The following is a 23,068-nucleotide window of genomic DNA, read 5'->3' as shown; positions in this document are numbered from 1 at the left end:
ACTAATGATTGCTAAAAATATAACTAGAAATAGCAAAAAAGACAATCGCTACCACGATACTGAAGGTTAACGTGATATGTTCCTGATCCACGAGCTTCTTTTCCACTCCCAGCGTCATCATCAATAAGCCCATGCCAATCATTCCATACCCTAGCCAAACTTCCTCCAAGCCAATAGAAAGAAAAGCAAATACAACCACTCCTGCCATCAACATCAGCTTTACAATCAGAATGGGTAGAGGCGTATCCTTAAAGCCATTGATTTTATGAAAAATAATATCTCTCCTTAGATAACCGAACATCTTTATCTTCTCATTTTAACATGGATGAATGAGGTTAGCTAACAGGTTCCTCGCATTGTGATAAAACAAGCCTGCACCTTCTCACGGGTACAGGTTATGTCTTTACTTTCCTCTATGGAATGAATGCCAGACTATCCATTCGCCCTATACAAATAAATTTCCCATGGAGATTCTTTATCCGTAAAAACTTCCTCCAAATCTAAACTTAACGATTCGGCATTGCCAATCTCCATTGCAGACAAGATATACTCGCCCCCAAGCGCTTGAAGGGCGTCTGTGTTAATATCCAATTGTTCGATCGGCTCGTTTTTATCCTTGGTATACATATAATTTTCCCCATGTTCGGCTACATACATATACAATCTGCCCCCCCAGTTATCGAAATAATTTTTCAAGTGAGGATTTTTTTCCAATTCTCCGGAAATAATCTCACGAAACGCATGCTTATACGCTAAAGAAAAACTATTATTATACGTATCCAGGGTGTAAAAACCATTAAATTGGGCAATTGTCGGGTGCATTCCAATACTAACTACGCGGTAACTGCTGGGATCTTCGCCAATATACTCCTGAATATCTGCAAATAGATCTTCCGAATAAAATTCTTCAAAGCTTGGCGTACCAACTTCCCTATATTTTATATCCTCTGTTAAAACAAATAAAAACATGCACTGCCCAACGACAGCCAACATCGCTAAATACTTTCCGAATTTAAGGTGTTTCCACATAATCAGCAGGGCAAGCGCAAAAATAATATACCAAATTGGCGGGTCTAAAAAGTGGATCCGAGCAAAATTAAACTCATTAACAATCGAGATATGATCCTTAATCAGACGCCAGCCTTCCCAATACCAGAAGGCATACCAGAACGACAATACCAGATTGGCTAAGAATAAGATCATTAATAATTTAGGCTGACGATTTTTCAGAATGGCTGTCAAAAGAGCAAGAAGCATAAAAGGAACAATAATATAGGCTTGATGGGCCTCGTCATGGGTATGTCCATACAGAAAATTCTCCCATCCCAATTCATAACTTCGTTGAAAGGTATTTTCTCCTAACTCCAGTTCTGCTCGATGGGAAGTGAAATCAGAACTAAAAAACATCGAGGTAATCAGCAAATAATTTTTCAGCAGATAGATACTCGTCATTCCTGCTATAGCAGTAAAAAACGCCCAGTTCCAATTACCAAAACGGATACGATCAACGAACCACCATATCCCCATAATTGCCAAAAAGAATACAAAGCTCAAGATAAAATTCGAGAAAAACGGGATCAAAAATAAGAGCAGCCATACGTGCCTTGGCGCCTGTTTACGGTATTTACGTATCATTAAAAAGCCATACAAAGCCAGCGGTATCCCTGCAATCGATAAAGCACCCGAAGGCCAGTAGGGAAGCAAGGCAAACGCCAACGGTACGCCTACTTTTATCCACGGACTGGTTTCTTCTTTTAATATAAACCTCGTTAATAATAAATACATCCCAAAGAAAGCGGCAAAGCGCATCACTGTTTCACTAATCGTATAGGCGGCCATCGGTTCAAAAAGGACATATAACCAAACCACGGCATCGAAAGCTGACGGTAGAGCACTTCGTGGTAACCCATTCACGGCATATGGAAGCTGAATATCTTGCAAGGTGAAAATATGACCACTTTCAGCTAACACCTTATACCAGACAATATTGGAATCCATATTGTCATGGACACGAATATGAGTAGCTTCACCGAATATTAGATAAGGGGATAGGTAAGCCAGGATAACCAGACACCCTATCCAAATCCATTTAGCCTTCATAAAATTGTTGAATCTTTTCCACCACATAAGCTACATCCCTTTTACTCATTCCATAATAAAGTGGTAAACGCAGTAATTTATTGCTTTCATTGGTCGTATAACGATCAATCCCGTGAAATCTGCCATATTTCTTACCAGCGGTTGAAGTGTGCAATGGCACATAATGGGTAACGGTCATAATATCTTGCGCTGTTAGCCATTCCATCAATCGTGGTCTACTCGTTGGATGGACCGTTTTGATGAAAAAGAGATGGGCATTATGCTTGGCATACGCGGGGATATATGGAACCTCTAGCATACCGCTTGTCGCCAAAGCACGTAATCCTTCTTCATAAGCATACCAGCTTGACAATCGATCCTGATTAATGGCTTCAGCATGGTCCAGCTGAACCGATAAATAGGCAGCATTCAGCTCGCTCAATAGATAAGAAGAGCCAATATCACGCCAGCTGTATTTATCAACCTCTCCTCTAATAAACTGGGAGCGGTCTGTTCCTTTTTCCTGGATGATTTCTGCACGGGTGATCAGGGTTTTGTCGTTGACCAGCAAGGCACCACCCTCTCCACAACCATAATTCTTCGTTTCATGAAAACTAATGGTTCCTAAGTGACCAATCGTACCAAGCGGCTGTCCATTGTACTGGCTCATCAATGCTTGTGCAGCGTCTTCCATCACCCATAACTTATGCTGATTTGCAATCGCCATTATACGGTCCATATCACAGGCCACACCTGCGTAATGTACTACCATAATGGCCTTTGTTCGTTCGGTTACTGCCGCTCTCACTTGTTCCGGATCGATATTCATCGTGGCTGGATCTACATCGACAAACACGATTTGCGCTCCCCTTAAGGCAAATGCATTGGCAGTTGAGACAAAGGTGTAAGAAGGCATAATCACCTCGTCTCCCGACTGAATATCAATCAGCAAGGCACACATCTCCAATGCCGCTGTACAAGAAGGGGTCAGCAGTGCTTTTTTGGTATGTAATTGTTGCTCTAACCATGCCGCACACTGCTTACCGAAAACACCATTGCCGGACATTTTCCGATTGGCAATAGCTTGAGCGATTGCTTGCTCTTCTTCTCCGATATAACATGGTTTGTTAAAAGGTATCATCTGCTCACCTCATTACGATAATCCCAATGATAATTAAGGCAAAGCCAATCATTTTTTGCGGATTGACTGGCTCGGCAAATAGAATCGCTGACAGGATAAATACTAAGACAAAGGAAAGACTCATAAATGGATAGGCATAGCTAATATCGAATTTCGTCATGGCAGCCATCCAGCTTAAAGCCGCTAGAAAGGCAGCAAAAAAACCAGACAATATCCATGGGTTCCCAATCATTTGCACTAAGAAAATAAATTTATCGAAAAGCCCTTCCGGTAATTCCCCTTGGCGATCCATCGTCCATTTAATAATTAACTGTCCATATACGGTAAAGATAATCGTTGCTGCAATATATAAATATCCCAATTTAATCTCCCCCAACCGAGCCATTTACTTTATGATAAATATCCTTACAAGGACCCATCCGAAAGCCTACGCCAAGGAACACATTCAACGAGGCAGGGTTACTGGGAGAAATCGATGTAATCAGTTTGTCAGCATCGGTTCGTTCCCATTGTTCCTGTAAACAAGCCGCTGCAAACGGTGTGGCAAAGCCCTTGCCCCGAACCCTTTTGTGCATCGCCATCAGGAGAACATGTTCCTCTTGATAGGCAAAAAAACCATCCACATTTCCTTGCTGTACATAAGCAAGAATCAAATCTTGATCGATTAAATCTTTCACCCAATTACGATAACGTAAATCGGCTAAATCATTAGGGACATTAAAATCACGATGATAGCGTCCGCCTTGAAACGCTCCTTCTGCAATAGTCAGCACCTGATCGTTGTCATAATCTTTGGTAAAGGTGATATCACCAGCACGATCAGCCAAGAAGTGCTCTCGCTTGCAAAAGGGTTCTGATAAGGTATCCACATAGTAGAAGCCATATTGCTGCAATAGGGACTTATCAGCAAACGGATCCACCTTTATTGTAAAATGACCTTCGACTTTGTTGGTTTCTTGCAAGGCTTCCTCCCTATATTCCGTTAGTTGATAAGTAGCGATAGCAAAATTACGCCGATCCCATGGTGTTGCTTCTAAAAAGGTATTGTTGCTCATTGCCTATCTCCTTTCTTTTCCGCATTAGCATCGGTCACATCCCTAATTAAGTAGATGGGCCGATTTTTCGTTTCGTTGAAAATTTTCCCCAAATACAAGCCAATAATGCCAAACTGAAAAAAAATCAGCCCGCCAATAAAGAAAAGCGAGACCATCACACTGGTCCATCCTTGCACAGGTTCTGCCAAAAAAAAGTAGCGAGTAAATAAATATAGTGCATAGATAAACGAAAGTGTAGCCATCAAGAAGCCGACGGTAATCGAAAGCCGTAGTGGCTTATTAGACTGTGATACGATAGCGTCCGTAGCAAGTACCACTAGTTTGCGAAAATGGTACGAGGATTTACCTTCTTTCCTTGCATCATGCTGAACGGGAAGCTTGGTTTGCTTATAACCAATCCACTTGATAAAAAGCGGAAAATAGCGATTCTGTTCTCGTAATTCGCGATAACTTTCAACAACTTTGCGGGATACAATACTGTAATTGGCAATCGTTGCATCACTTTTTTGACCACTGAAGTAGTCATATATTCTGTAAAATAATTTCGAGGATAGTTTTTTCATCGATCGATCCTGTCGTACCATGCGCTGAGCAAATACAACATCGTAACCTTCCAACGCCTTGTAGTATAAGGATATGATTTCCTCTGGTCGATCCTGCAAGTCACAGTCCATCACCACCACCCAATCTCCGGCAGTAAAATCAAGTCCAGCAGTAATGGCATGATGCTGACCAAAATTACGCGTTAAATCAATCCCCTTCACCTGTGGATCTTGGGCATGCAGATTTGTAATTACTTCCCAAGCATGATCAGGACTTGCATCATTAACAAGCAGAATTTCGTAGCGAGCTGGAATGGACTGAATCGTTTGTTTGACGCGATCACATAATTCTGCTAAGCAAGTCTTACAGCCATAAACCGGGACAACGACGGAGATCAGCGGTTGGTTGTTCTTTTCCATTTCTCTACGTACCAATCTACCGTTTGTTTCAGTCCATTCGTCAATGATGTCACTGGTTGCCAGCCTAACTCTCTCTTTGTTTTACTTGCATTTACGGCATAACGGCGATCATGCCCCTTTCGATCTTCCACAAAGGTCATCAGCTGTTCAAAACGTTCTAAGCGATATTGCCGCAGAAGTTCGGGACACACTTGATCTAAAAGCTGACAAACTTGTTTGGTTATCGTGATATTGGTCTGCTCATTTTCCCCGCCAACATTATAAGTTTCCATTGGTCTACCTTGATGATAGATCAAATCAATCGCCTCACAATGATCATGAACATAGAGCCAATCTCGAATATTTTGACCATCTCCGTAAATAGGAATGGACTCATTGGCAAGCGCATGCCGAATAATAGTAGGAAGCAGCTTTTCTTCATGTTGTCTCGGACCATAATTATTCGAACAAGAGGAAATCACAATATTCATCCCATAGGTATAGCCAAAGCTCTTTACCAACAGATTGGCACTAGCCTTGGAGGCACTATAAGGATTTCGCGGGTCATACGGGGTGTCTTCGGTAAATTGACCTTCTTCACCTAATGAGCCATAGATTTCGTCCGTGGATATCTGGTGAAAACGACGGGATTTTAGTTCCCCTTTTTCTTCCCAATTCTTATACGCCGTTTGCAGGATATTCATGGTCCCTACCACATTGGTATGAATAAAAGGAATGGAGTCGGCAATTGAACGATCCACATGGGATTCTGCAGCAAAATGAATCACCCCATCAATATCCTCTTGATTAAAAATGTCCTCGATAAGCTTCAGATCAGCGATATCTCCTTCCACAAAAGTATAATAGGAATCCTCTGTGATACTGCTGAGATTTTGAAGAGAGCCAGCATACGTCAACTTATCCATATTGATAATTCTGTCTTCTGGGTGTTGCTGCCGATAATAATGGATGAAATTGGAGCCGATAAAACCGGCCCCACCTGTAATTAGTATGGTTTTATTCATTTTCCACCAGTCCTAACATGGGATGATGATCAATGGAATCCCAATATTGTTGATGGTGTTTGCGACCTGCTATTTCCATTAAATATTGTCCATAGTCGTTTTTCTCCATCGCCTTTCCTTTTTCGTATAATGCGTCTTTAGAAATATAGCCCATATAGAAGGCGATCTCTTCTAAACAAGCAATCTTGAAGCCTTGACGCTGCTGGGTGGTCTTGATAAACTCACCTGCTTCAAATAATGATTCCTGTGTGCCGGCATCCATCCAGGCAAAGCCGCGGCCTAACAGTTCCACATGTAACTGCCCAAATTTTAAATACTCCTTATTCAAGTCGGTAATCTCCAATTCACCACGATCGGATGGCTTTAATTTTTTTGCTAGTTGGACAGCGCGATGGTCATACATATATAGGCCGGTAACCGCAAAATCAGATTTGGGATCTTCTGGTTTTTCTTCGAGTGAAATAGCGCGTTGTTGATGATCAAATTCAACTACTCCAAATCGTTCAGGATCCTTGACACGATAACCAAAGATCGTTGCATGCTTATGCTCTTTGATCGCTTTCCTTAATAGTGTAGTAAAGCCCTGCCCAAAGAAGATATTGTCAGCAAGAATTAAGGTCACATCATCTTTTCCAATAAAGCCTTCTGCAATCACGAGGGCCTCTGGGATTCCTTTTGGCTCTTCTTGTACACGATACGTTAGGCTAAGGCCCAGCGAGGAACCATCTCCTAATAATCGTTCAAATCGTTCAGTATCTTCTGGTGTACTGATAATCATGATCTCTTTCAGTCCACCTAACATTAAGACAGACAGCGGGTAATAGATCATCGGTTTATCAAAAACAGGTAATAGGTGCTTATTTAAGCTATCCGTACTTGGTGATAACCGTGTGCCGCTTCCTCCGGCAAGAATAACACCCTTCATCCTTTTCACACACCTTCCCATATTATAATTTCACATTTTTTAGTACTTATTATAGAGGTTGTTCAAAAAGCCCAATAAAAATGACGCTTGGTTCTTTTTAAACGCATACTTATAGTTGTTACCTCATTATTCCTTTTTCTTGACCATTATAAACTTACATTATGATGTCAAATATGTTTCAAATTGAAATATTTTTTTCTTACTTTTTACTTAATCAAGACACTTTTCTTTTTTGTCATAGGAAACTGCGGTATAATTAAATTTCGATTACCGAAATAATTAAAGGAGTTAGTATATATGCAACAAACAAAAGAAAGGATTTGGACGAAGGATTTTATTTCTATTTGTGTCGCCAACTTCTTTATTTTTCTTGGCTTTCAAATGACACTGCCTACCGTTCCTTTACTAGTGCAGGAATTAGGTGGCAGTAATCAAATGATCGGAATTATTACTGGTATTTTCACCTTTTCGGCTTTACTTATTCGGCCTAATGCCGGACACGCCTTAGAATCAAAGGGTAGACAATTTGTTTATTTAATCGGATTGTCTATTTTTGTTATTTCAGTTGGGTCATTTGCTTTTATAACGAGTATTGTCTTCCTCTTGCTTATGCGTGTCGTGCAGGGGCTTGGCTGGGGCTACTCTACAACCGCTACCGGTACCATCGCCACGGACTTGATTCCACAAAGCAGACGTGGTGAAGGAATGGGCTACTTCGGCCTGTCAGGTAACTTAGCGCTGGCTTTTGGACCAACATTGGGCTTGACTCTATATGGTTATCTGTCATTTACGTGGTTATTTATTATCGCCGCCAGCCTTGGTTTGATGGCCTTTATTCTGGCTACTCAGATCACTTATAAAAAGGTAGAACCCCCTCTTTCTGAGGAAAAAACATCGAGATTTGATGTGGTGGAAAAATCGGCACTTACACCAGCGATATTACTGTTCTTTATTACAACGACTTTTGGAGGGATTGCCTCCTTCTTGCCATTGTATACAGCAGAAGAGAATATTGCAGGCATTGAAATCTATTTCTTGCTTTATGCCTTATTTTTGATGGTTTCTCGAACATTCTCTGGTCGTTTATATGATAGATACGGGCATGTCGCTGTCTTTCTACCCGGCGCCGCTTCGATTATCATTGCCATGTGTTTACTGGTTTGGATGCCTAACGCCGTTGTCTTATTTATCGCGGCCTCTTTATACGGGCTTGGTTTTGGCTCTGTACAGCCGGCATTACAGGCATGGGCAGTCAATAGTGCAGCCAATCACCGGAAAGGAATGGCCAATGCTACCTTCTTCTCCTTTTTTGACTTAGGAGTCGGCACGGGCGCAATGGTATTTGGTCAAATAGCGAATAGTTTTGGCTACAGCTATATTTATCTAACTGCCGCCATCTCTGTTAGCTTATCGATCTTGTTATATATTTATTTATTTTTCTTGCGTCGTCAGCGACCGGCACAGATATGAGTTTGGATAACAGTGAGTCCTTATCCATGTTTAAAAAAGGTAGTGCAGAGAGTCATTCTTCCGCACTACCTTTTTGCTTATAAATATCTGTCCAACGTTTGCGCTTTCGGATACTTCCCGCCGTTTGTAAAAGCAAGTGCACGGTGATCACGGATACTAAGAAAAGAATAGCTGGTTCATTTGTCCAAAAAATGGACACCATTAGCACAAACAAGCCGAGCGATAATACTAACAGAATAAGCAGATATAAGACTAAACTGAGAATAAAAGCCATATTTTCTCTCCTCAAGCTCATTTCCATAACGATGGCAAAAACTTGACATAGGTAATGGGAAATACGAACATTTCCAATGTCGATCGTTTTCTTGAGTAATCCCCATCATTTTACCAGAATCGTTAGTTGTTGACTAGATCCCCTATCCTACAAATAAAGACTGTGCAGTCATAAAATGCACAGCCTTTATGGTTCTTAATTCTCTTTATACTTTTTCTCTGATTGAGAAGTGCTTTGACTGTTTTTCTTATCCTTCTCATTCTGTCTGTCAATTTTCTGATCTTCTAATGGCGTTTCATCGACAAACTGTTGTTCTTTGAATTGATCCAATTTGCTACGTTTTTCCTCATGAATGGTTTTCCGCTTGTTCTTTTCCCTTTCTTTCCTGTTTATTTCATCGTTCATCATTTGCCCCCTCCCTTCTCCTTGTTTACTTCATGTGTACCTGCTCCATAACCACACGACTTTTCGGCAATGGTGGAATATCATTCATTTTATACGTCAGGTCCTGCTCTGGAAAGATATACGTGATTTGGTTAACGAAAAAATCTAACGTCACTTTCAACACTTCGAGCGTAAGCCATTCACCGGCGCAGCGATGACCAATATCAAATTCGCCTCCTCCTTGAGGAATAAAATCAAATGGAGAACCGCTCCATTCCTTAAACCTCTCTGGCTGAAAAGTATCCGGGTGATCCCAAATAGCTGGGTCATGGTTGGTGCCATATAAATCTAACAGGACTAATGTTCCTTTTGTAAAACGATATCCTTCCCATTCAAAATCCATTTTTACACGTGCAGGAGCTACGGGAAAGAACGGATAAAACCGTCTTACTTCTTGAATGAAATGCTCCCTTTCCTGTTCCGTTTCCAATTGACGAACCGCTTCTGGATAATCATGGATCGCTAAGGCAAGAAAATCAATATAGACAGCAATCGCCACAATCGGACGTAATAAATTCAATAATTCGACGGCCACAATCGACTTGTCCAGCAATTCTCCATTCCAATCGCGATGCCAGACAAAATGGTAAAGTGGGCTGTCTTCGCCGACTTCAATCTCTTTTTCACGTACTTTACCGACTAATTCCTTGATCCAATCCTCTGCCTTGTTTCTGGACCTTCTTGCCTGCCAATGTTTCAGTCCAACTGCTCCAGCGTCTTCAAACATATCACCTAAGTGATCGCTCCACGTTTCTATCTGATCCTCTTGATAAGGAACCCCTGTCCATCTTAAAGCAGCTCTGGTTAAAACCCGCTTGGCTAATGAATAGATAATCACCTTTTCGTCTTGGTATTGATCCATTTCTTGCTCCCACTCTTCTTGAATGAAAGACGCCATTCTTGCCAAGCCATCCTGCGACATTAACGACATAAACATCTCCTTGCGATGGTGATGCTCCTGCCCATCTAAACCTTGCACGCCACCTTCGCCAAATAACGTTTTCTGAATTCTGCTCGGAGATGCGTCCTTCCGAGAAAATTTCGCATTATCGTAAAAGAGTGCTGCCTCTTCTTGACCGACCATACAGATGACCTTTTCCCCTAACAGCTTCGTTTCAAATAGCCGGGAATCGAATTTATCCGAACGATTCATTACGTAATGATATCCCTCATGTAACAGCTGTAATGTGTGGTCCAATCCTTTATCCCTCGGCATATGTGTATCCGTCATCTTCCATACCTCCTTGATAAAAAAGCTTCTTGAACGAATTATTCCCTTTTTTGTGATCTATTAAAACAACAAGAAAAAAGGTTACTTTCCTTCGACGCAAAATAAGACTGAACCCGTTGTGGATTCAGTCTGTATACATTTTATTAATAAGCTCTTTTACTTGTTATGAGACGATTAGCACTAATTGGTATCGCCTCTAGCTCCTAATGAGAAATAATTACATCTTCTTCCCCGCCGTTATCTTCGTTTTCCGAGGATAATTCAATCAGTAACTTATGCGGCAGGCAGACAATGGTCTCGCCAGGTTTATCTTTCCAGCCCATTCGTACTCCCACTTGATCTGGACTGTTGTCTTCTTTGATCCTAATTCTCTCTCCATCTACTTCGATGCGGTTATATTGGTCGCCTTCTCCTTCAATCGTAAATTCTTCATTTCCTTCATTTCCTGTCAAGGTAATCTCGCGTAACACTTCACCATCTCGGGAAATCTCAGCCACAACGGTATCTCCCTTTTGTTGTGCCTGCATAATAGAAAAATAAGTAAGCGGAATAAGGGATATAAATATAAGTACAACAATAATGACAATATCAAAGGGTTTTAACATTTTCATAAAGTTTCGCATGGGAATCGTTCCTTTCTGATTAAAGGAGTCCATAATAAGGATTCTCGTCAGTAAACCTTATAAGTCTATTTTATCATATAAAGGCTTGTTCCTTCCAGCTTGATTTGTATGGTTATCATCATAAGAAAAGACGGAATCTGCCATCGATTCCATCTCTTCCGTCCAGTTATTTGATTTAGCCAAATTGTGCCTGATGCAGACGACTATAAGTTCCCGTCCGTTGCAGCAATTCTTGATGAGATCCTTGTTCGGCGATGCCATCCTTGGTTAATACAATAATTCGATCCGCATTCTTAATCGTCGCCAAGCGGTGAGCAATCACTAATGTCGTTCGACCTTTTGATAGCTCAGCAAGTGACTGTTGTATGGCCAACTCAGTTTCTGTATCTAAAGCTGAAGTGGCCTCGTCTAAGATTAAAATAGGCGGGTTTTTCAAAAACATACGAGCGATTGACAAGCGTTGTTTTTGACCACCAGAAAGCTTAACGCCACGTTCGCCAATTACGGTATCCAGACCATCTGGTTGCGCCTCAATAAATGTCTTCAGTTGGGCTTTTTCAGCAGCTTCCATAATCTCTTCATCGGAGGCCTCCAATTTACCGTAGGCTACATTTTCTCGAATTGTACCTGAGAATAAAAACACATCCTGCTGCACGATGCCAATCTGATTCCGCAATGAACGAAGCGTGAAATCCTGAATGGAATGACCATCGATATAAATATCACCTGACATCGTCTCGTAAAAACGAGGCAGCAGACTACATACAGTTGTTTTCCCAGCACCGGAAGGACCAACGAATGCGACAGTTTCTCCTGCATTAACCTCGAAACTAAGCTGTTCAAGAATACTCTCTGTTGGGCTGTAACCAAAGGAGACATCCTGATAACGTATTTCTCCGTGAATCGGAATATCCCGTGCTTGCGGACTGTCAGCAATATCAGGATTAGTATCCAGCACCTCTGTATACCGCTTAAACCCAGCAATTCCTTTTGGATAACTCTCGATAATCGCATTGATTTTCTGAATAGGTGCCAGCAAAATATTCGACAAAAGCAAAAAGGCAACAAATTCACCATAAGTCATGGAACCGTTGATCACAAACCAAGTTCCGAAAAATAGGGTGAACAAAGTAACAATGCGCATCAAAAAATAATTGGACATAATATTTTTTGCCATGATCTTGTACGAGGCCAGTTTGGTTTGACGATACCGTTCATTATTCTCAGCAAATTTATCCTGTTCATATTTTTCATTAGCAAATGCCTGTACAACACGAATACCACCAATACTGTCCTCAACTCTAGAATTGATATCGGCAATATCATGGAACATCCTGCGAAAGGTTCTAGTCATCAGCTTGTTAAAGTAAATGGCAAAGACCATTAGCAAAGGAATGACGATAAAAGAAATCACGGCAAGTGGCCAATTGATGCCAAGCATAATCGCAAAGGCACCAGCTAGCGTCATCAAGGCAACAAAGGCGTCTTCTGGGCCATGATGTGCCATTTCCCCGATCTCTTCCAAATCTTTGGTTAACCTCGAGATGGAGTGACCGGTTTTGTTATTATCATAATGGCCAAACGATAGCTTCTGCATATGAGTAAACAACTTTTGACGCATATCTGTCTCGATATTGATACCTAATCTATGCCCCCAGTAAGTGACGATATATTGCAGTAAGGTATTCAAAGCATAGATCAACAATAAGGCGACACACGCCCAAATGATCAGTGTCCAATTTCCTTGTGGCAAGAGACGATCAATCACCTGATTAACCGCAAGCGGAAAGGCTAATTCTAAGATTCCTACAAAAATAGCACAGATGAAATCTAAAAGAAAAAGCCCCTTGTAAGGACTATAATAAGAAAAGAAACGCTTCAAGTAATCCATGAGATACCCCCCTATTTATGACCTTTTTTTACTTAATTCACGAGCTGGGCAACCAATTTTTTATTGCGTTTTTTGAAGAGGTCATTGTGGGAAGATACCATTCCAGAGGCCAATGCGTCGGGCTCAATAAACTGCTTCGCTTTATTGACAGCATTCACTGCATCTTGAAAAGCACCAGCAATTAAATGAACCTTGCCATCGTATTTAATCACATCTCCAGCTCCATATAAGCCCGCCACCGATGTCTCACTAAATGGGCTGCTTGCAATAAAATACTCGTTTGCCATCTCAATGGGCAGGTCACTTTCTTCCAATAATTTCTTCTCGCGAACAAAACCATGGTTTACCACTAATTCATCAATCATTATATGGGATTTTTGGTTTGTTTGGCAATGACTTAGCTCAACTTGCTCGATATATTCTCCTGAATCGTTAGCAATCAAACGTTTTATATCGGTATCAAAGTGACATTCGACGGAACTATTCATCAACTGGGTTACCTGCGCTTCATGAGCATTAAGTGCATCTTTACGATAAACCAAATAGACTTTTCGCGCGATCGGCTCTAATTCATTCGCCCAATCGACTGCGGTATGACCACCACCAGAAATAAGCACGGTTTTATCTTTAAATCGTTGGAGTGACTTAATCGTATAGCTAAGGTTAGCAACCTCATATTTTTCTGCCCCGTCTATTTCCAGCTTTTGCGGGTTGAGAATACCACCGCCGATTGCCAGAATAATTGTCCTAGAATAATGCTTTTCACCTGAGGCTGTATGAAGAATAAATATCCCTTGTTCATCCTGAGCAATCGTGGTTACCTTTTCCTTACAGACAATTGTTGGGTCGAAGGTTTTTGCCTGTTCTATCATTTGTTCAATCAACTGTTCACCAGACACCGGTGTTAAAGCGCCAATATCCCAAATCATTTTTTCCGGATAGACATGTACCTTACCACCCAAGCGGTCTTGGTACTCAATCACCTTTGTTTTCATTTCACGCAATCCACTATAAAAGGCAGAGAAAAGACCCGCCGGCCCTGCTCCAATAATGGTCACATCGTAAATCTCTGGATTTCTCATTTGATAACCTCCTCGGTTTTTTATAACAACTTCTGTGATCAGCAAACAAGAGAAGGAGAAGGAACTCCTCCTTCTAGTTTACTCGAATAATTCTGGATACATTTCTTTCGCCAAGATTTCCATACCATCTAAGGCATTGTAGCTGTAGCCAAACATGTAATTGTAATCCACCGCATACACTTGCTCGTTCTGAATCGCCTTCATACTAGATAACTTTGGATTACTGTATAAGCCTTCTTTTACCTTTTCTGCATTCTCAGGATCATTATCTATCCAAGTCGGAATAATTAGTACATCCGGGTCTGTTTCGATTAACGTTTCTAAGCTTACCTCGCCTGTTTCCCCTTCAAAAGCATTGGTGAGTTTCACTTTACTAAATACATCATTAAAAAAGCTTTCCTCTCCAGAAGCGTACACTGATACCTCATTCGGATCAGTCATGTGTAAATAGACAAATGTCTTATTCTCCTCAATACTTGATAAATTATCGATAATGGCTTGTTCTTGCTCTTTTAATTGTGAAATAAACGCTTCTGCTTTATCTTGCACGTTAAAAATAGCACCAACCTGTTCGATATCTTTGTAGATCGATTCATAGGTTGCACCAGGTATCGAGGATTCCAGCACGTAAGTATTCACATCCATCTCATTTAAGGAGTCTACTGTCCCGACACCCCACTCATCATTCGTAAATAAGCCGCCTCTGCCAAAGATTAAATCGGGATCAGTGCCTAAAGCTACTTCTTTGCCTACATAAGAATCACTTAGGATGTTTAAATCATTATAGTCCGTTTCAACGGTTGAATCTGGAGCACCGAAACTAGCTCCAACACCCGCAATCTTATCTTTCAAGTCTAAATGCAATAATAATTCGGCAGCTGGTCTTGTATTAGCCATGATTCGTTCAGGAGCTTGATCAAACTCTTGATCCTTTTCTTCCCATTCCGCGCCACCCTCTGCTTTGGTATAGTTGGTAATCGTTACGGGATATTCTTCGGCTGTCCCCTCTTCTGCTGTTGCATTACTCTCTGTTTCATTTCCACAAGCTGCTAGTAGGCTTATCATCGTAACAACCATACATATATATAAATATTTTTTCATATTCATCCTCCTGTTATATGTTGTAAACAAATCCTAGTTGATTCGTTACTGGATTTGTGTATGTTTCACATTTGATTTGATATAATTCACCAATAATATCCGGGGTTAACACCTCTTCCGGTGTCCCGGACGCATATACCTTCCCATTCTGCATTGCATAAAGATAGTCACAATAATGAGCAGCCATCTCTAAATCATGTAGTGCCGCCAAGACACCAATCTTTAAATCTCTGACACATTGTAAAATTTCCAGTTGATAACGAATGTCTAAATGATTGGTTGGCTCATCTAAAATCATAAATTGCGGCTGTTGCGCAATGGTTCGTGCCAAAATGGTCCGTTGTTTCTCACCACCTGATAGGGATAAATAACTTCTGTTCTTGTAATCTAATAAATTCGTTTGTCTTAATGCCTCTTCCACGATATCAATATCCTCTTGATTATCTACTTCTAACAACTTCTTATGCGGCGTTCTGCCTAACAGCACCATTTGTTCCACCGTTAAATCAAAATGCATTTCATTAAACTGCCCGACGACGCCTAATTGCTGTGAAATCTTCTTTTGTGATGTGTTTAGGACATCGATATCCCCCAAAACAACCTTACCGTTATGTGGAGGAATGCTTTTATAAATACTCTTTAATAACGTGGATTTTCCACAGCCATTCGGTCCGATCACGCCGACAAACTTTTGATTGTTGACTTGCAATGAAATATTCTTCACAATTTCCTTTTTTCCCAATTTTGTCTTCAATTGATCCACTACTAGCTGCATCGCTTACCCTCCAAAATTATAGCCTTTTTTCACAATCATATAGATGAACAATGGAGAGCCGATCACAGAAGTAAGAATACCGATCGGAAGCTCCACGTTCTCTACCAGTATCCGCGACAACACGTCTGCCCACATCAAGAAGAGGCCTCCTAAGAGCAAGGATGTTGGCATTAATCGTTTATGATCGGAACCAACTAACCCCCTGCATATGTGTGGGATAATCAGACCAACAAAGCCAATCATTCCTGAATAAGCAACCATGGTGCCGGTAATCAATGCCGCGATGATCATGTATAGTTTTCGGAACACACTGAGATTAATGCCTAAGGTGATGGCCGATTCATCGCCTAATAACATGGTATTTAACACGCGATGCTGAAAAAGAAAGAGAAAACATCCTGCCAGTACAATAATAGTCATAATAGGTAATTTGCTCCAACTCGCTGACGCCAAACTTCCCATGGTCCAAAAAGTGACACTCTTGATTCCCTCCGCATCATTCGCAAAGAAAATGACCAGACTAGATAATGAACTGCATAAGGCGCCGATCACGACACCAGACAACACCAATTTAATCGACGTTACCTTTCCCCCAATGCTTGATATACCAAGAACGAGAACGGAGGTAATCATTGCACCCATGAATGCACCAAATGCGACTCCAAACTGGGCCAATACCGTTCCACTGCCAAATCCCACAAGAATAGCAAAGGTAGCCCCTAATGAACCACCTGACGAAATACCAAGTATGTATGGGTCGGCTAGTGGATTTTGTACGATGGCCTGCATCACTACACCACATAGCGCAAGGCCCATACCTATCAATAAAGCAAATAGGACACGCGGCATACGAACTTGCATGATAATATTGGTATATGAATCACTCTCTATCTGATCTAAGGATCCAAGGTGACCACTGGTGATGGTATGTAGCACCACTTGCATCGACTGTTGAAACGGGATAGGGACCTGACCGATAGAGACGGAATAAACAGCAGTAATTGCAATTGCGCAAATAAGGAAGACCATGGCAAACAGATAATAGGTTTGCTTGAGTCCTGCATTGCTTACTTGTTCACTACGCAAATATTCACCTCCTCACTTTTCTTAAATGATAATGAGAATCATTTTCATTATAGAGGAAGGTCGTTATTTTTGCAATCTGTTTTTGAATTAAATTGGAGGAGTTGTGATTTTTTATGGAAATGAACCAATGTATGCTGAGGATTTTTTGATAAAAGTAGAGAATTGGTTACCGAAAAAAGGCCATTAGACAAGAGCGTGCTCACAATATCCTTTATTCATGCAACTCAAAAACCCACACTACTCGATGTGTGTGGGTTGATGATTTTATATCACTAAGATGTTTAACAGCGAGGATTACAAATGATGATTAATTCTTAATCTCTGCCCCGCCAAGAATGGTCAGACAGTGAAGCTTTAGTCGAATAACTTCTCCCTCTCCATTAGACCGTCTTGTGCTATCTTCCCATCCTCCTAATATGGGAATACCCGTCACTTCGACTTGAACGTTTTCTGGAACCATAACGCTAGCCCCACCTAATACAGACGTTACATAAAGCATAGCTCCATCAACAATATGTGCGTCGCGAAGATCAATTTCCGCTCCTCCCACGATCGTTGTGACACTACCACCACGAAAATTCTGCGATTGACTCCGGATCTCTGCACCCGAAAATAGTGCAAATGTGTTTAAATCTGTGTCCGTATGCGCTCTTTTTCCACGATTAAATCGATGGAAGATAATGATAATACCGATAATGATCAGAAGAAAAGGCACCAAATAAGGACCCACATTTAAGTTAAACACTTGATTTACCAAAAAGAAGACCCCAACAAATAAAAACATGAAACCAGATACTTTAGAAGCCTGATGACGATAGAATAACTGAATAATACCAATCATGATTAAAATAAGCGGCCACCAGGTAGATAGTAATTGTCCGAAGTTAATGATATCCACTTGATGTAAAAGAAAACCAATACCAAACAAAAGAAAGCATAGACCAATCCATACTCTTCCAGCCATTAACATCTCCCCTAACGTTGCAATTTGTCTTACTGCCTTCATTATTTACTTAATAATATATGTTGTCAATGCAAACCCGCCGTAATTAGGTAAGCCTTTTCAATTGTATACATCATCTATACATTATATAATGTATATGAGGTGATAAACAATGAACGATGATACACATAAAGTCAGAAAACAAGTTTACCTAGAACCTAGTCAAAACAAACAAATTAAACAACTCTCTGCACGCGAACGAAAAACGGAAGCCGAGATAATTAGAGAGGCTGTGGATGATTATCTGGTGAAGAGGGAGACAAGTAAAGATCCCTTAGCCCAGCTTATTGGCATGGTAAAAGATGGTGACAGCAAAGGCTCCACTCACCATGATTCTACTGTTTATCTAAGCGAGGAGCGTGAAACCAATGAAAAGGAGTAAATTATTCATTGATACAGGGGCATGGATTGCTTTAATGTCAACGTCTGACCAACATCACAAAAAAGCACGTCATTTTTTTGAGCAGCTTGATTTTTCCATTACTCGCATCACTTCAAGTTGCGTCATTGCAGAGACTTATACATGGCTTCGGTATCGAGAAGGGGCTATCTATGCCCAGCGCTTTCTTGACATCATTAACCACTCTAAAGCAAACAGAGCCTTGGATGTCATAGATGTAGATACAGACACGCGTGAATTAGCTGAACAGATTTTGTTGGATTTGGCGGACCAGCGTTTGTCTTATACAGATGCTGTTAACTTAGCCATAATGAAAAAGGAGCAAATTCAACAAGTTTTTGGTTTTGATCAATCTTTTTACCATACGGAAATGGAGATCGTTCCGTAGCTGAGGCTAGAAAGTGCAAATTTATCAAAAGGTAGGAATGTGGTATACTAAATATATACAGGGAGAGTGCAATAATGGGAGAGGGAATAGCTTATCAGAATAAAGATATTCTACTGAGGTTCTTAAGTGATTTTTATAAAGATGTGACGCTTGATGTTTTCGGTCTAGAAGATATGCCAAAAATTAAGGGGCTGCTGCCCAATGACTTCCCAGAGATTACAGCAGACGATGCACGATCGGATACTTTTTTTGAGCTAGACGACAGTTCTATCCTCATGTTGGAATACGAAAGCAACACTCGTTTTGTAGAGAATCATTTGAAGTACATGCGATATGCACACAGGATGTCGCAAAGATTTCTACAAAAAGAAAAACAGATCCGGCATTTACATGTTGTCGTTGTTTATACGAGCGATGTGGAAAAAGTTAGCGATGGCTTAGATATTGGCGATGTCTCCATTTCCTCCACACCGATCCTCTTATCCGACTATAATGGGGACACTATTATGGAACAGCTCGGAGAAAAAATGGAAGCAGGAAAACCGTTAACGCACGAAGAATTATTCCAGTTTAGCCTCGTTCCTTTGATGCACAGTGTCAGAAAACGCAATGAATTAATCCAGGCGTCCGTAGAACTAGCTAAGAGAATGGACAATGAGCAGAATCAAGTGCAAGTTATTGCGGGAATCCTTACGGCGACAGACAAATTTATCGACGATACGTATGCCAAACAAGTAAAGGAGTGGTTGAGAATGACAAAGGTTGGCAGAGCTTTTGAAGAAGAGAAACAGGAAGCTGTTGAAAAGGCTAGCAAGGAAGCTGCTGAAAAGGCCAGCAAGGAAGCTGCTGAAAGGGCCAGTAAAAGACGGAATAAAGAAATTGCCCAATCTCTACTTGATGTTCTATCGTTAGAACTGATCGCTGAAAAAACAGGGTTAACCCTGGACGAAGTAAAAGAATTGAAACAAGAGCAAGAAGAAAAACAACAACGAAAAAATGCTTAAAGATACGTATGTTTAGCGAGTAAGGCAACACTTATCAAGACTCCGTGTACTTTATCACTGACTTAAACTATTTTAGTCACTTTTTTAAGGTTGTAACCATTAATCCTATTGAACAAGTAAAGGAGTGGTTGAGAATGACAAAGGTTGGCAGAGCTTTTGAAGAAGAGAAACAGGAAGCTGTTGAAAAGGCCAGCAAGGATGCTGCTGAAAGAGCCAGTAAAAGACGGAATAAAGAAATTGCCCAGTCTCTACTTGATGTTCTATCGTTAGAACTGATCGCTGAAAAAACAGGATTAACCCTGGACGAAGTAAAAGAATTGAAACAAGAGCAAGAAGAAAAACAACAACGAAAAAATGCTTAAAGATACGTATTTTTTGGTAGATAAAATGCCAGCATAGCCTCCCCACCTGATAACAGATGGGGATTTCTTATGCCATAAACACCAGACCCTCGTCGCACCATTTTCACCAGGTCTTTGAAACTTTATGACCCTTATTTATCCGTGCTACTTGTCTGATCAACATCCAATTTCCGAATACCAAATCCTCCGGTAATCGGTGCTAAAAAGCCATAAAGGGCAGAGAATACAAAGCCACCCAGATTAAAAATTGCCCAAGGTAAAAACTCGAAATTGTCTACCCCTAAGGTTGTCGCCATAAACACCCCGGAAACGGTCCAAGGCATTAACACCTCTGTAATCGTAATGGAATCCTCCATATTACGGGACAAATTGACAGGGTGCATGTTCTTTTCCCTGTATGCCTTGCCATAGATATCTTGAATCAAGAAATAAGACACAAGCGCATTGGATGTACAATTGATCACCGCAAACCCTGTAACAAGGGCAGAAAACGTTAAACTTCCGATGGTTCGTAAATGCTTGATAATGCCTTCTAAAATCGTGTTTAAGGCTTGTGAAACTTCCAATGCCGACGCAAAGAAAAAGGCAACAAAAATAAAAAACGTCGCATTATACATCGAATAGAGTCCACCGCGGTTTAGTAGCTCCTGTAAGTCCTCGCTGATTCCTGCTGCACCAGCTTCCAGCATATCGGCGTTAAACCCCGAAACCGCAGAACTGAATATATTCGCAAAAGAAGCACCTTGGAAAAATAAGGCTAAGATCATCGCAATCACAGATGAAGAAAATAATACAATAATCGGCGGCTTTTTCATTAATGATCCCGTAATAACAATAAGCGCTGGAATTAAAAGTAACAGATTCAAATGAAATAACTCATCTAATCCCGTTACCATTTCTTGAATACTGGAAAGTCTTGCTTCATCCGTCTCCGTACCAGTACCTGCAAAATAGAAGACAATAATAGCCAAGATAGAAGATGGCACGGCGGTATAGAGCATATGCTTAATATGATCATATAAATTAGACCCAGCAGCAATGGCACTCATATTCGTTGTATCCGACAATGGAGATAGCTTATCCCCAAAATAAGCACCGGATACAACGGCACCCGCTGTAATAGCTAACGATAAATCCATGGTCTGCGCAATACTCATGATGGCTACCCCAATCGTACCGGCAGCTCCCCATGAGGTACCCACACAGGTCGAAATAATCGCGGTTACTAGGAAGGCCAATACGTACAAGTAGTTAGGGTTTATCAATTCAAGCCCATAGTATACAAACAATGGAATCGTACCAGAAATCATCCACGTTCCAATCAATAACCCGATACAAAACAAGATGAGAATGGCTGGTAACGCCTTTTTGATTTTGGACCCCATCGTCTCAATAATCGTGTCCCACTTATTCCCATACAAAACAGCAAAAATGGCAAAGATCACCCCAGCAAACAACAACATCAATTCAGCTGGGTATTGGAGGATTCCAATTCCACCAATAAAAACAATTAAGGCAAGTGCAATGGGAATCAAACTCATCACAAATGAAGGACGTCGAACATTTTTCTCGCTCATAAATTAGTTCTTCCTTTCTCTATAGAGTATCATGACAACTGTTGAAATGCCTTTTCCAAGTCATTAATCTGCAACGTGGCACCTTCTAAACCGATCGATAGACGGATCAAGCCAGGAGAAATACCCTGTTCAAGTAGTTGCTGCTTATTATCATCTTTTAACGGCGAGTTGACCAGACTTTCATAACCACCCCAGCTTACTCCAATTTTAAATAAAGAAAGGGCATCGATAAATCGAGAAATACTAGCAAAATCGTCATGCTTGATCTCAAAGCTCAATAATCCCGAAAATCCACTCATTTGCTTTTTCACATATGGCTTATCTGCCGTATCTATGCTTGGGTGGTGAATGGCAACGATTTCCTCTTTGGTTTGTAAATACGCAATCACCTTCATCGCGTTTTCCTGATGCTGCTGGAGCCGGATTGGCAAGGTACGTAAGCCACGATTAATCAAGTAGGCGTCATGAGCCCCTAAAACAGCCCCATTGAGCTGGTAACCATATTGGAAGATTTCATCTACTAACGCATGATCGCCAATCACTGCACCACCAACTACATCGCTATGCCCGCCAATATATTTGGTAAGGGAGTGAATCGACAGGTCAAATCCCAGCGTCAACGGTTTCTGAAAAATCGGTGTGGACCACGTATTATCGATTACCGTAGTAATACCTTTTGCCTTTGCTGTTTCTGCGATAGCCTGAAGATCGATCGTTTTCATTAACATCGTTCCCGGGCTTTCGGCATAAATCAGCTTGGTATTATCTTGTATCTGATCCTCCCAATTCGCGAACGACTCCTCTGCAAAGCTATAGGAAATACCAAATTTCGTTAAATACTCAGCCAATTGAATGGTTGGGCCATAAATGTTATTAACCAACAGCACATGATCACCGTTCTGTAATAAGGTGTGTAGTGTGGCACTTATTGCCCCCATGCCTGAGCTAAAGCATTTACATGTTTCTCCTCTTTCCAGGGCTGCCAGTTTTCTTTCCAGTATGTTGACGGTTGGGTTTACCCCTCTTGAGTATACATAATTTTCCCTTTCCAGCTTCTGTGCTTCCGTAAATTCCCTAAAGCTGTTAAACGTAAACAAACTGGTTTGATAAATCGGAGGGGAAACTGCCCCTTCATATTGGGATGGATTTTCCCCAAACTGTGTGCATATTTCTTCATCTGTATATGTCATA

General features: G+C 41.0%; 25 protein-coding genes. 5 read left to right on the top strand and 20 right to left on the bottom strand.

Annotation, left to right across the window (positions count from 1 at the left end):
* Position 1: 1 nt before the first annotated feature.
* The 8 genes from BN6556_RS09500 to rfbA all read right to left on the bottom strand — a co-directional run bounded on the left by BN6556_RS09500 (position 2) and on the right by rfbA (position 7,166).
* On the bottom strand, positions 2 to 301 hold the full coding sequence (locus BN6556_RS09500) for a hypothetical protein (protein WP_066190225.1): 300 nt from the start codon (positions 299 to 301) through the stop codon (positions 2 to 4).
* 131 nt (positions 302 to 432) lie between these two features.
* The gene (locus BN6556_RS09495; protein ID WP_066190222.1) at positions 433 to 2,127 is read right to left on the bottom strand and encodes a DUF6044 family protein; all 1,695 of its coding nucleotides are present in this window, start codon (positions 2,125 to 2,127) and stop codon (positions 433 to 435) included.
* Positions 2,090 to 3,220 (bottom strand): dTDP-4-amino-4,6-dideoxygalactose transaminase, encoded by a 1,131-nt coding sequence (rffA, locus tag BN6556_RS09490; RefSeq protein WP_066190219.1) that lies wholly within the window; start codon positions 3,218 to 3,220, stop codon positions 2,090 to 2,092. Before rffA ends, BN6556_RS09495 begins: the two co-directional genes overlap by 38 nt.
* A 4-nt stretch (positions 3,221 to 3,224) precedes the next feature.
* Positions 3,225 to 3,581, bottom strand: a complete 357-nt coding sequence (locus tag BN6556_RS09485) for an EamA family transporter (protein ID WP_066190216.1) — start codon at positions 3,579 to 3,581, stop codon at positions 3,225 to 3,227.
* 1 nt (position 3,582) lies between these two features.
* Entirely contained in the window at positions 3,583 to 4,275 is a 693-nt protein-coding gene (locus BN6556_RS09480; protein ID WP_066190213.1) for a GNAT family N-acetyltransferase, read from the bottom strand.
* Complete coding sequence (locus BN6556_RS09475; RefSeq protein ID WP_066190211.1) at positions 4,272 to 5,237, bottom strand: glycosyltransferase family 2 protein; 966 nt, start codon at positions 5,235 to 5,237, stop codon at positions 4,272 to 4,274. The genes BN6556_RS09480 and BN6556_RS09475 overlap by 4 nt, the downstream gene beginning before the upstream one ends.
* Positions 5,213 to 6,241 carry a dTDP-glucose 4,6-dehydratase gene (gene rfbB / locus BN6556_RS09470; RefSeq protein WP_066190207.1) on the bottom strand — a complete coding sequence of 343 codons (1,029 nt, stop codon included), beginning with the start codon at positions 6,239 to 6,241 and terminating at the stop codon, positions 5,213 to 5,215. The genes BN6556_RS09475 and rfbB overlap by 25 nt, the downstream gene beginning before the upstream one ends.
* Positions 6,234 to 7,166: a glucose-1-phosphate thymidylyltransferase RfbA gene (gene rfbA / locus BN6556_RS09465; protein ID WP_066190203.1), complete on the bottom strand. Its 933-nt coding sequence runs from the start codon at positions 7,164 to 7,166 to the stop codon at positions 6,234 to 6,236. Before rfbA ends, rfbB begins: the two co-directional genes overlap by 8 nt.
* 297 nt (positions 7,167 to 7,463) lie before the next feature.
* Here rfbA and BN6556_RS09460 point away from each other — a divergent pair, with 297 nt between their 5' ends.
* Positions 7,464 to 8,636: an MFS transporter gene (locus BN6556_RS09460; RefSeq protein WP_066190199.1), complete on the top strand. Its 1,173-nt coding sequence runs from the start codon at positions 7,464 to 7,466 to the stop codon at positions 8,634 to 8,636.
* Positions 8,637 to 8,688: 52 nt separating this feature from the next.
* Here BN6556_RS09460 and BN6556_RS09455 read toward each other — a convergent pair whose 3' ends face one another.
* The 10 genes from BN6556_RS09455 to BN6556_RS09410 form a co-directional block, all read right to left on the bottom strand.
* Complete coding sequence (locus tag BN6556_RS09455) at positions 8,689 to 8,910, bottom strand: hypothetical protein (protein WP_066190197.1); 222 nt, start codon at positions 8,908 to 8,910, stop codon at positions 8,689 to 8,691.
* A 195-nt stretch (positions 8,911 to 9,105) separates the two neighbouring features.
* Positions 9,106 to 9,318 (bottom strand): hypothetical protein, encoded by a 213-nt coding sequence (locus BN6556_RS09450; protein WP_130860575.1) that lies wholly within the window; start codon positions 9,316 to 9,318, stop codon positions 9,106 to 9,108.
* A 22-nt stretch (positions 9,319 to 9,340) separates the two neighbouring features.
* A complete protein-coding gene (locus BN6556_RS09445) occupies positions 9,341 to 10,585 on the bottom strand; it encodes a cytochrome P450 (RefSeq protein ID WP_066190193.1) in 1,245 nt (414 codons plus the stop codon).
* 203 nt (positions 10,586 to 10,788) lie between these two features.
* Positions 10,789 to 11,208: a NusG domain II-containing protein gene (locus BN6556_RS09440; protein WP_066191279.1), complete on the bottom strand. Its 420-nt coding sequence runs from the start codon at positions 11,206 to 11,208 to the stop codon at positions 10,789 to 10,791.
* Between the two features lie 175 nt (positions 11,209 to 11,383).
* Entirely contained in the window at positions 11,384 to 13,099 is a 1,716-nt protein-coding gene (locus BN6556_RS09435; protein ID WP_066190190.1) for an ABC transporter ATP-binding protein, read from the bottom strand.
* Between the two features lie 32 nt (positions 13,100 to 13,131).
* On the bottom strand, positions 13,132 to 14,181 hold the full coding sequence (locus BN6556_RS09430) for an NAD(P)/FAD-dependent oxidoreductase (protein ID WP_066190188.1): 1,050 nt from the start codon (positions 14,179 to 14,181) through the stop codon (positions 13,132 to 13,134).
* Positions 14,182 to 14,259: 78 nt separating this feature from the next.
* Complete coding sequence (locus BN6556_RS09425) at positions 14,260 to 15,282, bottom strand: ABC transporter substrate-binding protein (RefSeq protein WP_066190187.1); 1,023 nt, start codon at positions 15,280 to 15,282, stop codon at positions 14,260 to 14,262.
* A 13-nt stretch (positions 15,283 to 15,295) separates the two neighbouring features.
* Positions 15,296 to 16,057, bottom strand: coding sequence for an ABC transporter ATP-binding protein (locus tag BN6556_RS09420; RefSeq protein WP_066190185.1), 762 nt, complete (start codon positions 16,055 to 16,057; stop codon positions 15,296 to 15,298).
* Between the two features lie 3 nt (positions 16,058 to 16,060).
* A complete protein-coding gene (locus BN6556_RS09415; protein ID WP_066191276.1) occupies positions 16,061 to 17,086 on the bottom strand; it encodes a FecCD family ABC transporter permease in 1,026 nt (341 codons plus the stop codon).
* 364 nt (positions 17,087 to 17,450) lie between these two features.
* Positions 17,451 to 18,107 carry a LiaF transmembrane domain-containing protein gene (locus BN6556_RS09410; protein WP_066190182.1) on the bottom strand — a complete coding sequence of 219 codons (657 nt, stop codon included), beginning with the start codon at positions 18,105 to 18,107 and terminating at the stop codon, positions 17,451 to 17,453.
* Positions 18,108 to 18,258: 151 nt separating this feature from the next.
* Between BN6556_RS09410 and BN6556_RS09405 the strand changes: the two genes are divergently transcribed.
* The 4 genes from BN6556_RS09405 to BN6556_RS09390 all read left to right on the top strand — a co-directional run bounded on the left by BN6556_RS09405 (position 18,259) and on the right by BN6556_RS09390 (position 20,300).
* Complete coding sequence (locus BN6556_RS09405) at positions 18,259 to 18,528, top strand: ribbon-helix-helix domain-containing protein (protein WP_066190180.1); 270 nt, start codon at positions 18,259 to 18,261, stop codon at positions 18,526 to 18,528.
* Complete coding sequence (locus tag BN6556_RS09400; RefSeq protein ID WP_066190177.1) at positions 18,515 to 18,934, top strand: type II toxin-antitoxin system VapC family toxin; 420 nt, start codon at positions 18,515 to 18,517, stop codon at positions 18,932 to 18,934. The genes BN6556_RS09405 and BN6556_RS09400 overlap by 14 nt, the downstream gene beginning before the upstream one ends.
* 74 nt (positions 18,935 to 19,008) lie before the next feature.
* Entirely contained in the window at positions 19,009 to 19,938 is a 930-nt protein-coding gene (locus BN6556_RS09395) for a hypothetical protein (RefSeq protein ID WP_066190172.1), read from the top strand.
* A gap of 134 nt (positions 19,939 to 20,072) precedes the next feature.
* A complete protein-coding gene (locus tag BN6556_RS09390) occupies positions 20,073 to 20,300 on the top strand; it encodes a hypothetical protein (RefSeq protein ID WP_066190168.1) in 228 nt (75 codons plus the stop codon).
* Between the two features lie 131 nt (positions 20,301 to 20,431).
* Here BN6556_RS09390 and nhaC read toward each other — a convergent pair whose 3' ends face one another.
* Both nhaC and BN6556_RS09380 read right to left on the bottom strand, forming a co-directional pair.
* Positions 20,432 to 21,877 (bottom strand): Na+/H+ antiporter NhaC, encoded by a 1,446-nt coding sequence (gene nhaC, locus BN6556_RS09385; RefSeq protein ID WP_066190165.1) that lies wholly within the window; start codon positions 21,875 to 21,877, stop codon positions 20,432 to 20,434.
* A gap of 29 nt (positions 21,878 to 21,906) precedes the next feature.
* Positions 21,907 to 23,067: a trans-sulfuration enzyme family protein gene (locus BN6556_RS09380; RefSeq protein ID WP_066190163.1), complete on the bottom strand. Its 1,161-nt coding sequence runs from the start codon at positions 23,065 to 23,067 to the stop codon at positions 21,907 to 21,909.
* Between the last annotated feature and the right edge of the window lies 1 nt (position 23,068).

Origin of the sequence: Gracilibacillus timonensis, assembly GCF_900086715.1 — a bacterium.
GTDB lineage: Bacteria > Bacillota > Bacilli > Bacillales > Amphibacillaceae > Gracilibacillus > Gracilibacillus timonensis.
Note: the sequence above shows the minus strand (reverse complement) of the source record. Positions and strands in the feature narration are given on the sequence as shown.